Here is a 13804-nt window from a genome sequence, read left to right as displayed (position 1 = left end):
GATTTTCTTGGTCGAAAAAAACATTTTAACACGGATCATGATTGATGACCTTTCTTTTTACACAATTATATAGACTTAATCCATAGAGGAGCTATATGCTACCGGACCGTTGTTTTTTTCGAGCGTTGAGTCGCATAGAGGAGCTATATGCTACCGGACCGTTGTTTTTTCGAGCGTTGAGTCGCATAGAGGAGCTATATGCTACCGGACCGTTGTTTTTTTCGGGCGTTGAGTCGCATAGAGGAGCTATATGCTACCGGACCGTTGTTTTTTTCGAGCGTTGAGTCGCATAGAAGGGCTATATGCTACCGAACCGCTGTTTTTTTCGGGCGGGGGGTCGCATAAAAGAACTGTATGAAATTCTTTTAGGTAGTGGGTCACATATGAAAAAAAATATGCAACCTCACCACTAATTTAGAAAAAGAGCTTTTTTATAATTGATTGTATGAAGGGCTTTATTGATAATAACTCTGTTGACTTGCGTGGAAGGCACGAAGACTCCTCGAAAATGCTATCGCATTTCCTTCGTGCGTGGGCAGATTCGAGGAAGTAATTCAGTGTCCTGCGGGAGTACGGGGCAGGGGAGACCCCGCAGGCGCTTTAGCGCTGAGGAGGCTCCCCGGCACGCCCGCGGAAAGCGAAGTGCCTCCTCCTAAAAGCTATCGCTTTTAGTCGTGCGATGCTAATGCTGCCGAAGCTTTCCTTGTGGAGCGCAAGTCAACAGACATATTGCATAGATTATCTAAAAGGATATTAGTAATAAATTCCCAAAAAGTGTTAGTTATGGTTCACATACAGCATGAAGTTCCTTCAACACTGCATCCATTTCATCCCATGAATGGATTGAGGCGCCAGAGGCGAGCGGGTGCCCTCCACCGTTAAACTTGCGGGCAACACCATTGATAACCGGGCCCTTCGAGCGCAGCCGGACCCTTATTTGATCATCCTCTTCGATAAAAAAGACCCATGCCTTGATTCCTTTTACATCGCCTAAAGTGGAAACCAGCAATGACGCTTCTGCCGGTCTGGCATTAAATTCCGCCAGCAGATCCTTAGTTAAAACCACGGACCCAACACCATTTTCCTGAAGCTCAAAGTTTTGCAGGATATAACCGTTCAACTTGATAATATTGGCGTCAAGTTCATACATGCGGTCAAACAGTTCAGGTCTGGAGAAATCGTAATGAATTAATTCACCGGCATAGGCAAACGTTTTTTCCGTTGTACTTGGATAAAGGAATCTTCCGGTATCACCGACAATCCCAGCAAATAGCAGTCTTCCAGCCTCATCATTCATTTTCAGGCCTTGGTCTTTCCCAAATAAATAAAAATCATAAATCATTTCGCTGCAGGAGCTTGCCGTTGTGTCCACCCATAATAAATCCCCATAAGGGTCTTCATTCGGATGGTGATCAATTTTTATCAACATCTCTCCTAAAGAATAACGCTTGTCGCAAATCCTCTCCTCGTTTGCCGTATCGCAAACAATCACAAGGGCGCCTTGATAGACTTCATCATCGATGGAATCGAGTCTGCGCATGTAATGAAGGGTGGGCTCCTCTTGACCAACTGCGTAGATGTTTTTCTCAGGAAAGGATTCCTTGAGGATTGCTGCCAGTCCCCCTTGAGAACCGTAAGCGTCCGGATCCGGGCGCACGTGACGATGCAGAATGATTGTGTCAAATTGTTTAATCGTATCCAAAATTTTCTGTTTCATAAAGTCTCCTTTATCCGTAAATCGATGGTAATGGTGGCATTTTTGGTTCATTACAGGTAAAATAGTAAATGATTTTTTAAACTGGAGGAACCAAAATGTTCGTGCTTGTTGTTTTAATCGTTATTTTGTTTGCCTTTTATTTATTTTATAAAACAAAATACTTCAGAAGCAATCGTCCGGTCGAAAAAAAATGGCTGTCCGCCAAATCGAACATTGCTCTTGGGCTGTTTGTATTGCTGTTTGGAATTAATTCATTTTTCGTGAACCCGTCAACGGTCAACTACATTGTTGGGGCTATATTCATTGTATACGGGATCATATTCAGCTGGACCGGATTTAAGAAATATAAACATTATCTTCCGTTTGCCATTGAGGAAGCGGAAATATTGGAGAATCAAAAATAATTGGAGCCGCTTCTTTGTCAAGAAGCGGCTTTTTTTAGGTCCTATCTAACAGCTGGCACATCATCATTGCTTTTCCAACTAGAATCCCTTCATTGTATACTTCGACATCGACCTTTCCAAATTTCCGGCCGACCTCGAGGATTTTCGGATAGATCTCTAGGGTACTTTCCATTTGGACAGGTTTTATAAAGTAAATCGTCATATTTTCAACGACAAGATCACCTTTTTTATAGCCTTTTAGCACACGATTGGCCGCTTCGGACACAATGGTTGTAAAAACACCGTAAGAAATGGTGCCAAGATGATTTGTCATCTGTGGGGTAACCTCACAAGTGAAGGCATCTTCCCCCTTGCCTCTTCCCTGCATTAAAACCATTTGGTTCGTCACAATATCATCCAACGTTTCACCAACTTGCGGCTGGCGTTGATTCATTTGCAAGGCTTTTAAGACATCTTGCCTGCTAATCAGCCCTTCCAGACGATTCGAATCATCGGCAACCGGAAGAACCTCAATCCCTTCCCAAACCATCATATGGGCCGTTGAAGCAACGCTTGTTTTTCCGGTCACGGTCACCGGTTGTTTGGTCATAATTTTTTCAATCGAAGTATCAGCATCCTGGCCCAATACGTCCTTGCTTGTTACCATCCCTTGAATCTTCATATTGTGGTCAACTACCGGGTAGCGGCTGTGAGTCGTTTGCGTATTTAATTCGTGCCATTTTGCCACCTTATCGGATGTTTTTAGATAAAACGTTTCCGATAAAGGGGTTAGAATATCCTCAACCAAAATGATTTCTTTTTTAATCAATTGGTCGTATATGGCGCGGTTGATCATCGTGGCGACCGTAAAGGTATCATAGCTGGAAGAAATAATCGGCAGTTCCAGTTGGTCCGCCAGTCTCTTCACATGCTCTTCCGTATCAAACCCGCCGGTAATAAGGACAGCCGCCCCCGCTTTCAACGCAAGCTCATGTGCCTGTGTCCGGTTTCCGACAATCAGGAGGTTACCGGCCTCGGTATAGCGCATCATTGCCTCTAGTTTCATGGCGCCGATGACAAATTTATTCAAGGTTTTATGCAGCCCGGTTCGCCCCCCTAAAACCTGGCCGTCAACGATATTTACAACTTCGGCAAATGTAAGCTTCTCAATATTTTCTTTTTTCTTTCGTTCAATCCGTATCGTACCGACCCGTTCTATCGTGCTGACGTAACCTTTATTCTCCGCTTCCTTAATGGCGCGGTAGGCTGTGCCTTCACTCACATTCATGGCCTTGGCAATTTGCCTGACCGAGATTTTCTCACCGATTGGAAGTTCATCGATGTATTCCAAGATTTGTTCGTGCTTTGTCTTAGTGGCCAAGACTTTCACCCTTTATAAGTTTCATATATCCGATCAACAGATATCTAATCTCATTATAGAGTTTAAAAAGTCTTGATTCAAATGTGATTTCTGACAAGTTTGATAATAATTAATGGAATGAACGTTTTTTAACCTTCTCATTCGAAAACTTTTGAAGCTGTTTTTTCGGAGTATAGAGCAGGCCTGTCAGATTTCCGGCAATGACGAATAACGCAAACACCAGCCAAGAAATCGCGAAAATACCTTCCAACCCATGTGTGGATACCGACAACCTTGGCACCGCAAAATATAACATGAAGGCACTAAGCAGCAGACATAACAAATAGCGGTTCTTTTTCAATTCGATTTCCTCCTTCAAATAATTAAAGACTGCTTGTTCCATCTTTATGCATATCGGAGGAAAAAAAGTAGTTAAATTTCGATTGCTTCACCCGGCTGAAGCACTTTTCCATTTTTAGTTTCCAGCAATTCAATAAAACGATTCGGATCCTGCTTGATTGGCGGGAAGGTATTATAATGGATGGGCACTACCGTCTTGGCATTCAACAATTTTGCCGCATAGGCAGCATCCTCCGGCCCCATCGTAAAGTTATCGCCAATGGGCAGGAAGGCCAGATCAATGGGATGGCGTTCACCAATTAATTTCATGTCGGAAAATAACCCTGTATCCCCAGCGTGGTAAATGGTCTTCCCTTCGCTGCTAAACAAAACGCCAGTAGGCATGCCGCAATAAATGATTTCGTTGTTTACCGTAGCGTAGCCTGAACCATGGAAGGCCTGTGTCAATTTCACTTTGCCAAAATCAAATTCCCAAGCCCCACCGATATTCATTCCATGGGTTTCAACTCCTTGCCAGCCAAGATAGGTCGTAAGGTCGGCATTGGCAACGACCAGCGCCCCGCATCTTTTGGCAATGGACACGGTATCCCCGACATGGTCATTATGGCCATGGGTTAGAATAATGGCATCGGCATGCACTTCATCTGCCTTTAAATCTGTCAAACTATTGCCGGTTATAAATGGGTCAATTAAAATTGTTTTTCCATTCGTGATAATTTGAACAACTGAATGTCCATGGTAGGAAACTTTCATCAGATCTTCCCCTTTCAAATTCGTGATAAATACTACTTCCATAAAAGTTGAGGAATTCCTTCCACATTTTCCCCATATTCATCCTGTTTTAGCACATCCTAAGGTATGATAGTTTACAATTAATTATTAGATTGTTACTCTCAAATAGGAATGAGATTTTAACAGGGAGGTCCCTAAAAATGAATCAACGGATTGAAAAGCTGCAAAGCTGGATGAAGGAAAACAATATTGAGGTAAGTTTTGTCACTTCATCGGAAAATGTTTTTTATTTAAGCGGATACTATACCGACCCGCATGAGCGCTTACTGGCTCTCGCTGTGTTTCAAGAGGAAGAGCCATTTTTGGTTTGTCCGGAAATGGAGCTGTATAATGCAAGAAATGCTGGCTGGCAACAAGATATTATCGGATTTAACGATATTCAAAATCCATGGGAAATGATTGTGGCTGCCATCAGAAAACGCGGCATCAGCGTTGGGAAAGCTGCGATTGAAAAAGAACATATGAATGTGGAACGCTATGAACAGCTGTCAGAATTGTTCCCGAAGGCAGTTTTTGTCTCTGCTGAGGAAAAATTAAGAACGCTACGTATGATTAAGGATGCAAACGAATTAAAAATATTAGAAGAGGCCTGCGCTCTTGCGGATTATGCGGTTGAGTTCGGAGCCAGCGAAATCAAAGAAGGCAAAACCGAACTCGATGTTTTAAATGCGATTGAGTACGCCTTAAAACAAAAAGGCGTAACAGAAATGTCATTTTCGACCATGGTGCTGACCGGAGCAAACGCAGCATCCCCACACGGAAATCCAGGCTTGACCAAAATTAAAAAAGGCGACCTCGTGCTTTTCGATTTAGGCGTAGTCGTGGACCGCTATTGTTCCGATATTACTAGAACGGTTGCCTATGGGGATATAAATGATAAGCAGAAAGAAATTTACGATACCGTGTTAAAAGCACAGCTAGCTGCACTCGAACGAAGCAAGCCAGGGGTTACTGCTGCTGAAGTGGATCAGACTGCCAGAAAAATTATTAGCGATGCTGGTTATGGCGATTATTTTCCGCACCGGCTAGGCCACGGTCTTGGAATCAGCATTCACGAATACCCATCAATGACCGAAACAAATCCGTTAGTCATCCAGGAAGGCATGGTTTACACGATTGAACCAGGCATTTATGTTCCTGGGGTAGCTGGCGTACGAATTGAGGATGATGTATATATAGGGTCAAATGGAGCGATTGCCTTAACTAAATACCCGAAAGAACTGCAAATCATTAAATAATCAGGTTGGCTTTTTTTAACATTGCAGGTACTGTGCAAATGGTGTAATATACAAATACAGGCTGCATTGTTCGTAATGATAATAAAGTTTTAACCTTTAAGCTGTAATAGGGAGTTTAAACACTGAAGCCGAAATGACAAGCCTCTGTCTACATGACATGGAGGACACGCAGGAAAGCTTCTAAGAACACCCACTTTGAGGAGTGGTGGTTTAAAACTTTCTTATATGAAATACGGCAAATGCGGCTTTACAAAATTGGGTCTTTCAAACCAGCTTCCTAGAGGGTGCTGGTTTTTTTGTTGTAAACAAACATATGGGAAAAATAAAAGAGAGCCAAACAATAGCTCTCTTCCGTTCAAACTATCCCAACAGTTCTCTCGCGTCTTTGTATGGAAGTCCAAGGGATTCGGCCACCGCATTGTAGGTTACATGGCCGGCCAGTGTGTTAATCCCCTTTAATAATGCCTCATTTTCTAAGCATGCCTGACGGTAGCCCTTATTGGCAATTTGTAGGGCGTATGGAACCGTTACATTTGTCAACGCAATTGTCGATGTTCGTGGAACCGCACCCGGCATATTGGCAACTGCATAGTGGACGATCCCGTGCTTTACATAGGTTGGGTTATCATGCGTGGTAATCTGGTCAGTTGTTTCGAAAATACCGCCCTGGTCAATCGCAATATCCACGACCACACTCCCTGGCTTCATTGACTTGACCATCTCTTCGGACACAAGTTTTGGGGCTTTGGCACCCGGAATCAGCACAGCGCCAATCACCAAATCCGACTCTTTCACCGCTTCGGCGATATTGTACGGATTGGACATAAGCGTTGTAACATCTGCCCCAAAAATATCATCCAACTGTCGGAGACGTTCCGGATTCAAATCAATAATTGTTACCTTTGCGCCTAGTCCAATTGCCATTTTTGCCGCATTTGTGCCGGCAACCCCGCCGCCAATAATGGTGACTTTCCCTCTTTGGACGCCTGGAACACCTGATAGCAGGATACCCATTCCGCCATACACTTTTTCCAAAAATTGCGCCCCAACCTGGGCTGCCATACGTCCAGCCACTTCACTCATCGGCGTTAATAACGGCAGGCTACGATTAGGCAACTGTACCGTTTCATAAGCGATGCCGACGACTTTATTATCTATTAACGCCTTAGTTAATTCCGGTTCCGGGGCTAAATGCAAATATGTAAACAGGATTAAATTTTCACGAAAATATTGATATTCAGTTGGAAGCGGCTCTTTTACCTTCATGACCATGTCCATTGCCCAGGCATCAGCCGCAGAATCTACAATTGATGCACCAGCAGACCGATAATCCTCATCCGTAAAACCAGACCCTTCTCCTGCCCCTTTTTCAATAAACACATTATGGCCCGAATGCACCAGGTGCACGACTCCCGCTGGTGTCATGGCAACCCGATTCTCATTGTTCTTTATTTCTTTAGGAACACCTATCCGCATATCAATACCTCCGCAATGATTTATGTGAACAATTTCATTTTATCAAAAATTTCGCTGTTTCCAAAATAATCCTTAAAATATAATGATGACCTCACCAATAATTGACAAGGTCTCTTTTTGGGGCATACAAAAGGACTGTCCTTCGCAGGAGGCAGTCCTAGTTGCTTTTTCCTATCTATCGTTTGCAGTGAAATCATCACTATCAGCTATTGCAGTACCCTGGTCAACATAACCGCTATTATATGAATCCATGATTTGTTCACTAACTAGATTGGCTCCTTGATCGTCAAATTCAAAGGTATATTGCTTATTTGGGTCCATTTTGCCCATGTCAAAAACCTCCCTTCGGTGTTTGCTACCCCTTTATTGTTCGAAAAGTTGCAACAGTTATACATTGTTAAATATTGTATAATAAGGGTGAGGAGATGATGATCATGGGACTTAAATATCAACATATTTTAGTTGCTATTGACGGGTCGAAGGAAGCTGATTGGGCGTTCAAGAAGGGGATAGAAGTGGCAAAGAGAAATCATTGCCCGCTTCTCTTGGTGCATGTTATTGATACAAGGTCATTTGCATTAATTGAAGCCTACGACACAGTGATTGGTGACCGGGCCGAGAAGCTTGCCAAGGATATGCTGGAAAACTATAAAAGGCAGGCTGAGGACGCCGGAGTACCAAATGTAGAGTACGAAATTGATTTTGGTTCACCTAAAATTCGCATCCCTCGAGATTTGGCCAAGAAACATAAGATTGATTTGATTATCTGTGGCGCCACCGGAATGAACGTGGTGGAACGCTTCTTTATCGGCAGCGTTTCCGAACATATCACCCGCTATGCACCATGCGACGTCCTCGTTGTTCGAACTCCAAAAGATTTGGAATAAACATTTTAAGCACGAAGCATCTGCTTCGTGCTTTTTTACTGAAATATCATTTCATAGTATAGTATTATAAAAGGACCATAACTTCGTGGAGGACATTATGACAGATCATTTTTCTTTAGACCATCGCCTTGGTATTCATATTCCGGTTTTAACTAAGGAATGGGATCTATACAGTAAAGAAACACAGGAAGAAATTCTCCTGCGCTGGGAGCGGATTCGCGGGTCAATACCTGACCGAATCGTCGACCTTGAACAAGAAATTAACCACAAACAAGCACAGCTTTCAGATGAAAATGATTTCACACGTTCCTGCCAATTGAACTCTGAAATTGCCGAACTTGCTTCCATCATCAATGATTTATGGCTGTGGTATCGGGCTAACCAAACAATGTCGGATAAAGCACATTTTTAAAAAACTCCCTTATGCCAAGGGAGTTTTCACTGTCTATAAATCTTTTTTAATCTCCTTCACGACATGGCCAATCTCCGGCAGAATTAGCCTATTCATTGCCAACCTAACCGCTCCTGATGACCCAGGAGTGGAGAATACAGCTTTATTTTTTACAACTCCGGCGATTGCACGTGAAAGAATTGCTGCGGACCCGATATCTTCCTGGTAGCTTAGCATTCTAAATAACTCCCCGAATCCAACGATTTCTTTCTCCAGCAACGCTTGAACCGTTTCGATGGTTACATCACGCTTGGCAATACCTGTTCCGCCATTGGTTAAAATGACATCAATATCTTCCCGGCCGCAGCCACGCAAAATTTCCGTTTTAATTGGCTCAGCTTCATCTTTAACGATTACGTATTCGACAATTCGGTGGCCCGCCTCTTCCAGCAGGTCCATCATCAGCCTGCCGCTTTTGTCGGTTTCTTTGTCTCTCGTATCACTGACAGTGATTACCTTACAATTGACAGAGCCTTGAGCTGTTTTTCTATGTTCTTGAATACTCATTTATAATTCCTCTTTTTCATTAAGATAACGAAGTTGATAATATTTTTGCGCCAGATCAGTCACCTTTCTAGTCAGCTGATAATTCACCCCGGCGCCAATCCCCATGCTGATCAACGGGAGTCCCTGAATCAATCTTTTCTTAAAAAGCGTGATGACCATGGCTTTTAGCAGCTGTTGAAGCGGCAGGTCTAACCAGGTAATATCCGTCATTTCCTCCTTGCCCTCATAAAAATATGGCGTGTGCTCAGCAGCCATTTCCTCCATTAACATCGACCAGCCCTGTTTTTGCAGTCTTGGCGGCAATGTTGCGGTATGAAACACCTTTAATGACGTCATCATTTCATGCGGGGTATTCGTTTCGAATCCATATGCCATCGCGATTAATTGGACCACTCGTAAATTAATGACCGCCATTGCCGGAATATCCATTCCCAAGAGCAGCGGGCCACCCGTACCAGCAATACCACCTTGGATGAAGGAGTACATTCGGTGCCGGGCAATTTGCTGGTCAGCTATGTACTGCAATTGATTGATATCCAAACTCTTTAAATCTTCTATTTTTTCTAATTCCTGGTGAAAAATTCTCCCGGAGGACAGGATTCTTTCCTTGGCATCCTGCTGTAGCTGTGAGGCTTGAATCATGTTATGCAAATAATATAGCCACGTATCGATAACCGAAAAAAATTGTCGTTGGGTTTTTTCAGGTAAAACAGAAAAGGCTTGCTCCAAATATTTTTCATAAGTCAATTGAAAGTCGTTCGGCTCATTAGAAAGTAATCCCTGTTCCCATTCCCTTATTTCCTGTAAGATTCTCTGTTCGCGGTCAGTCAAAGGCACACCATATACCTCCTTTCCGAGGATTTTCCTAAAGTATACCATAAACAAATATCTATATAAAAAGGCAAAAGCCATATAGACTTTTGCCTTTACTATTAGTGAATATCTGTAAGCCGTATAACATCGCGGGCAATCATGACTTCTTCATTAGTAGGGATGACGATGACCTTTACCGGTGAATGCGGGTAATTGACAAACGCCTCCTCACCTCTGACCTGATTAAGTGCAGGATCCCAATACACACCCATGAACTCAAGCCCTTTTAATACACTGGCACGAATAGTATCACTATTTTCACCAATGCCGGCAGTGAAGATAATCGCATCGACACCGTTCATCCGGGCGGCATAGGAACCGATATATTTATGAATTCGGTTAGAGAATACATCCAAGGCAAGCTGAGCACGCTCATTTCCCTGTTTTGCCTGAATTTCAATATCCCTTAAATCACTTGAAAATCCAGAAACAGCCAGCATACCGCTTTTCTTATTTAACACCTCAAGCACTTCATCCGCTGTTTTCCCCGTTTTTTCCATGATAAATGGAATCAATGCTGGGTCGATGTTACCGGAACGTGTACCCATCGTTACCCCAGCAAGCGGCGTAAAGCCCATCGATGTATCGATTGATTTACCGCCCTGGATGGCCGCAATACTTGCTCCATTGCCAAGATGGCAGGAAATCAGTCTAATGTGCTCCAACGGGCGTCCCAATAGTTGGGCGGCACGCTGTGAAACATATTTATGGCTGGTTCCGTGAAAGCCGTATTTGCGGATCCCATAGTTCTTATAGTACTCAAATGGAAGACTATATAGATAAGAACTTGCCGGCATGGTTTGATGGAAAGCAGTATCAAAGACCGCAATTGCCGGCACATCCGGTAGGACACGCTTGAATGCCTTGATTCCCGTTACGTTTGCTGGGTTATGCAACGGCGCCAAATCTGATAATTCTTCAATTTTCTGTAACACTTCTTCGGTAATGAGTGCTGAGTCATTAAACTCTTCACCGCCATGAACGACACGATGGCCGATTCCATCAATTTCATTTAAAGATTTGATAATTCCTAGTGTTGTCAATTTATCCAACAGCATTTTGACGGCAACCTCATGGTCCGGAATGTCCAGGGTTTCCTGAATCTTTTCGCCATTTACTGTAATAGAAAAGATGGAATCGCTAAGTCCTATACGTTCAATTAATCCTTTAGTAATAACTTCCTCTGCCGGCATTTCAAACAATTGAAATTTCAGCGAGGAACTTCCTGCATTAATTGCAATAATTTTTGCCATTTGCAACCGCTCCTTTATTTATGTACACAACAACATAGTTATATTTTGTTCAATGCTCTCCGAAATATCGCCCTCAACTTCTCATTTAAACATTGAAAAATATACTTTTCAAGGTATAAAGTCACTGTCAGCGGTTACAAACGAAATATAAATTAATTCAAATTATTCGTAAAAGTGTAAAAGGATGACCACAATAGTCATCCTTTGTTTTCCCGAAACCATTTATCAATTTCGGTAAGAATTTTATCCATTTCCTGGCGTTTTGACAGGCTCGGGAGGTTGACCAGCAGTGCCTGCTTGGGTGGCTTGATGCCTTCTCCTTTTTTCTGTAGAACCAGAATGCTTTTTGCCGCGCTTTTCGTTTTGAACATGGTCGTTGGCAGTTGCAGAAGCCCTTGGATGATCACCTGTTCTTTAAAATAATCACGAAGCTGTTCTGCCTGTTCACTTTCAAACAAACCGTTAGGGATCACGAAAAATAAATACCCACCGGCCTTCGTATGGCGGACACTTTGTTCGATGAATAGATGATGGGCATAGGAATGGCCAGTAGAAGCTTTCAGCTGATAATCGGCCGCTCTTACGTCGTTAGGGTAGAAACCAACTGGCAAATCGGCAATGACTGCATCAACAGGATCAATAAATAATGGCTCTAGGCTGTCCTGATTGAAAAACTGTACGGCCTGCCTTTGCAAATTGGCACTCACATAAGCAAGTTTGATCAACAGGTCATCAATATCGACGCCTATTGCGTCCGTGTCCTTCCCAACATGATTTAGCACCGTCATTAATAAATTGCCCGTGCCAACCGCCGGGTCAAGCAAGCGGAATGACTTGTCCTTGATAAAACGGCCGACAAGATAGGCAACAAGCATACCTACAGAATCAGGGGTCATTTGGTGGTTGGGCTGGACGGTTTCCTTCATTCCTTTTAGAATAACCAGCTGGAAGGATTTGCGGATCTCCTCGTTTGAATATCTATCTAGTTCAATCCCCTGATAATGTTTGTTCAAACGTTTCACTGTCAACTCGCTTAGCTCATCCTGAAGGATCGTGCCATTGAATAAATTCTCTCCCGTTTCAGCCAGCGCTTCCAAAAGGGAGCAATCCAATTCTTCCTGTAATACTGTTGCCGTCTCATTAAATAAGGTAAATAATTTTTCAATTGGAGATAAGGTCATCGGTCTCCTCCATTTTTCAATTTTCTCTCACCATTTTTATCCTCGGCCGCGAATTTTAAACAAAGTTAAAAGACCCCGCCAATGACGAGGCCTCCTGCATTTATATTATTTCGCGTTTCTTGCCGCTTCAAGTGCCGCTTCGTAATTAGGATGGTTAGTCGCTTCACTTACATATTCCACATATGTCACAGTATCGCTGGAATCAACCACAAAAACAGCGCGGGTTAATAATCTTAGTTCCTGGATTCCTACCCCATAAGCTTCTCCAAAAGAAAGATCGCGATGGTCAGATAAGGTCTGCACGTTCTCAATACCGGCAGCAGCGCACCAGCGTTTCTGGGCAAATGGAAGGTCTACGCTTACAGTCAGTACTTTTACGTTTCCAAGGCTATTTGCTTCCTCATTGAAACGGCGTGTTTCCGCATCACAAACGCCTGTATCGAGCGATGGAACAGAAGTAATCAACCGAACCTGACCCTTCGTGCTTTCTAAAGTAACCTCTGACAAGTCATTAGCCAGGACAGTGAAATTTGGCGCCTTGTCACCAACCTTTACTTCATTGCCTAGTAGTGTAATTTGGTTCCCCTTAAATGTTACATTTGCCATGTTTACATCCTCCTTTGTCAATTCCAAGCCCCATCCCGTATATGGAAATGGCTCACTTGAGATATGTACAGAGTTACTATATCCTGTCAAAATTATTTTTGCAATTATTATGAACTTTGTCAGTGTCATTTTTTACCCCAAGAAAAAGGCTAATCCCCAATATGAAGGATTAACCTTTCATCCTATAAGTCTAAATCATTTATTAGCTGTTCGTTTTGCTGCTCCGATACATTATTCTGCTGTGAGCTGCGTTGTTTCTGTTGGTTATTTTGCTTTTGCTGGTTATTTTGCTGATCTCTTTTCGAGAACATTTGCTGGATTTTATCCACCGCTTGCGGGGCTAGTTCAAGGATCTTCTCATATAAATGTGTGCTTTCATCCAAATGAAGCATTTTAACACCTTGAGAATTGACGATTAGAAACGCAATTGGCGTAATGGATACACCGGCACCGCTTCCGCCGCCGAATGGGAGGTGGGACTGCCCCTGGCCTTGTCCTTGGCCCTGCCCCTGACTTTGCCCACTATCCACTTTGTTAAATTCACTGCCACCGGCGGCAAATCCAAATCCAACCTTTGATACTGTTAAAATAACACTGCCATCCGGAGTTTCAACTGGATCACCAATAATCGTATTGACATCAATCATTTCTTTTAAGCTTTCCATTGCTGTCGTCATCAAACCTTGAATCGGGTGTTCAGCCATAGCAATAATCCTCCTT

Annotated in this window: 16 protein-coding genes and 1 other RNA gene; 5 read left to right on the top strand and 12 right to left on the bottom strand. The window is 43.1% G+C overall.

Annotation, left to right across the window (positions count from 1 at the left end; genetic code table 11):
- Positions 1–781: 781 nt before the first annotated feature.
- Positions 782–1717, bottom strand: coding sequence for a bifunctional oligoribonuclease/PAP phosphatase NrnA (locus AR334_RS13095; protein WP_066311277.1), 936 nt, complete (start codon positions 1715–1717; stop codon positions 782–784).
- A gap of 95 nt (positions 1718–1812) precedes the next feature.
- Between AR334_RS13095 and AR334_RS13090 the strand changes: the two genes are divergently transcribed.
- On the top strand, positions 1813–2121 hold the full coding sequence (locus AR334_RS13090) for a YtpI family protein (protein WP_066311274.1): 309 nt from the start codon (positions 1813–1815) through the stop codon (positions 2119–2121).
- Positions 2122–2155: 34 nt separating this feature from the next.
- On the opposite strand, the gene AR334_RS13085 is transcribed toward AR334_RS13090, so the two are convergent.
- The 3 genes from AR334_RS13085 to AR334_RS13075 form a co-directional block, all read right to left on the bottom strand.
- Positions 2156–3481 (bottom strand): CBS domain-containing protein, encoded by a 1326-nt coding sequence (locus tag AR334_RS13085; protein WP_066311271.1) that lies wholly within the window; start codon positions 3479–3481, stop codon positions 2156–2158.
- Between the two features lie 109 nt (positions 3482–3590).
- On the bottom strand, positions 3591–3821 hold the full coding sequence (locus AR334_RS13080; RefSeq protein WP_066311268.1) for a hypothetical protein: 231 nt from the start codon (positions 3819–3821) through the stop codon (positions 3591–3593).
- Positions 3822–3892: 71 nt separating this feature from the next.
- Positions 3893–4573: a metal-dependent hydrolase gene (locus AR334_RS13075; protein WP_066313806.1), complete on the bottom strand. Its 681-nt coding sequence runs from the start codon at positions 4571–4573 to the stop codon at positions 3893–3895.
- Between the two features lie 179 nt (positions 4574–4752).
- Between AR334_RS13075 and AR334_RS13070 the strand changes: the two genes are divergently transcribed.
- Positions 4753–5850: a Xaa-Pro peptidase family protein gene (locus tag AR334_RS13070; RefSeq protein ID WP_066311265.1), complete on the top strand. Its 1098-nt coding sequence runs from the start codon at positions 4753–4755 to the stop codon at positions 5848–5850.
- Between the two features lie 55 nt (positions 5851–5905).
- Positions 5906–6102, top strand: a non-coding RNA gene (gene ssrS / locus AR334_RS13065) — 6S RNA.
- Between the two features lie 108 nt (positions 6103–6210).
- On the opposite strand, the gene ald is transcribed toward ssrS, so the two are convergent.
- Positions 6211–7326 carry an alanine dehydrogenase gene (gene ald / locus AR334_RS13060; RefSeq protein WP_066311262.1) on the bottom strand — a complete coding sequence of 372 codons (1116 nt, stop codon included), beginning with the start codon at positions 7324–7326 and terminating at the stop codon, positions 6211–6213.
- Between the two features lie 171 nt (positions 7327–7497).
- Positions 7498–7656 (bottom strand): hypothetical protein, encoded by a 159-nt coding sequence (locus AR334_RS29925; RefSeq protein WP_172799216.1) that lies wholly within the window; start codon positions 7654–7656, stop codon positions 7498–7500.
- 104 nt (positions 7657–7760) lie between these two features.
- On the opposite strand from AR334_RS29925, the gene AR334_RS13055 reads away from it, so the two are divergent.
- Entirely contained in the window at positions 7761–8213 is a 453-nt protein-coding gene (locus AR334_RS13055; RefSeq protein WP_066311258.1) for a universal stress protein, read from the top strand.
- 97 nt (positions 8214–8310) lie between these two features.
- On the top strand, positions 8311–8625 hold the full coding sequence (locus tag AR334_RS13050) for a hypothetical protein (RefSeq protein WP_066311254.1): 315 nt from the start codon (positions 8311–8313) through the stop codon (positions 8623–8625).
- Positions 8626–8658: 33 nt separating this feature from the next.
- Here AR334_RS13050 and AR334_RS13045 read toward each other — a convergent pair whose 3' ends face one another.
- The 6 genes from AR334_RS13045 to ytfJ all read right to left on the bottom strand — a co-directional run bounded on the left by AR334_RS13045 (position 8659) and on the right by ytfJ (position 13788).
- Positions 8659–9171: a molybdenum cofactor biosynthesis protein B gene (locus tag AR334_RS13045; RefSeq protein WP_066311250.1), complete on the bottom strand. Its 513-nt coding sequence runs from the start codon at positions 9169–9171 to the stop codon at positions 8659–8661.
- Positions 9172–10008 (bottom strand): EcsC family protein, encoded by an 837-nt coding sequence (locus AR334_RS13040; RefSeq protein WP_066311247.1) that lies wholly within the window; start codon positions 10006–10008, stop codon positions 9172–9174.
- Between the two features lie 95 nt (positions 10009–10103).
- Positions 10104–11297, bottom strand: a complete 1194-nt coding sequence (locus tag AR334_RS13035) for an acetate kinase (protein WP_066311244.1) — start codon at positions 11295–11297, stop codon at positions 10104–10106.
- A gap of 197 nt (positions 11298–11494) precedes the next feature.
- Positions 11495–12478, bottom strand: a complete 984-nt coding sequence (locus tag AR334_RS13030) for a class I SAM-dependent methyltransferase (RefSeq protein WP_066311242.1) — start codon at positions 12476–12478, stop codon at positions 11495–11497.
- Between the two features lie 105 nt (positions 12479–12583).
- Positions 12584–13084 carry a thiol peroxidase gene (tpx, locus tag AR334_RS13025; protein ID WP_066311240.1) on the bottom strand — a complete coding sequence of 167 codons (501 nt, stop codon included), beginning with the start codon at positions 13082–13084 and terminating at the stop codon, positions 12584–12586.
- 182 nt (positions 13085–13266) lie between these two features.
- Positions 13267–13788 carry a GerW family sporulation protein gene (ytfJ, locus tag AR334_RS13020; RefSeq protein ID WP_066311233.1) on the bottom strand — a complete coding sequence of 174 codons (522 nt, stop codon included), beginning with the start codon at positions 13786–13788 and terminating at the stop codon, positions 13267–13269.
- Between the last annotated feature and the right edge of the window lie 16 nt (positions 13789–13804).

Source organism: Bacillus sp. FJAT-29814 (genome assembly GCF_001510715.1).
Lineage (GTDB): Bacteria > Bacillota > Bacilli > Bacillales > Cytobacillaceae > Neobacillus.
Note: the sequence above shows the minus strand (reverse complement) of the source record. Positions and strands in the feature narration are given on the sequence as shown.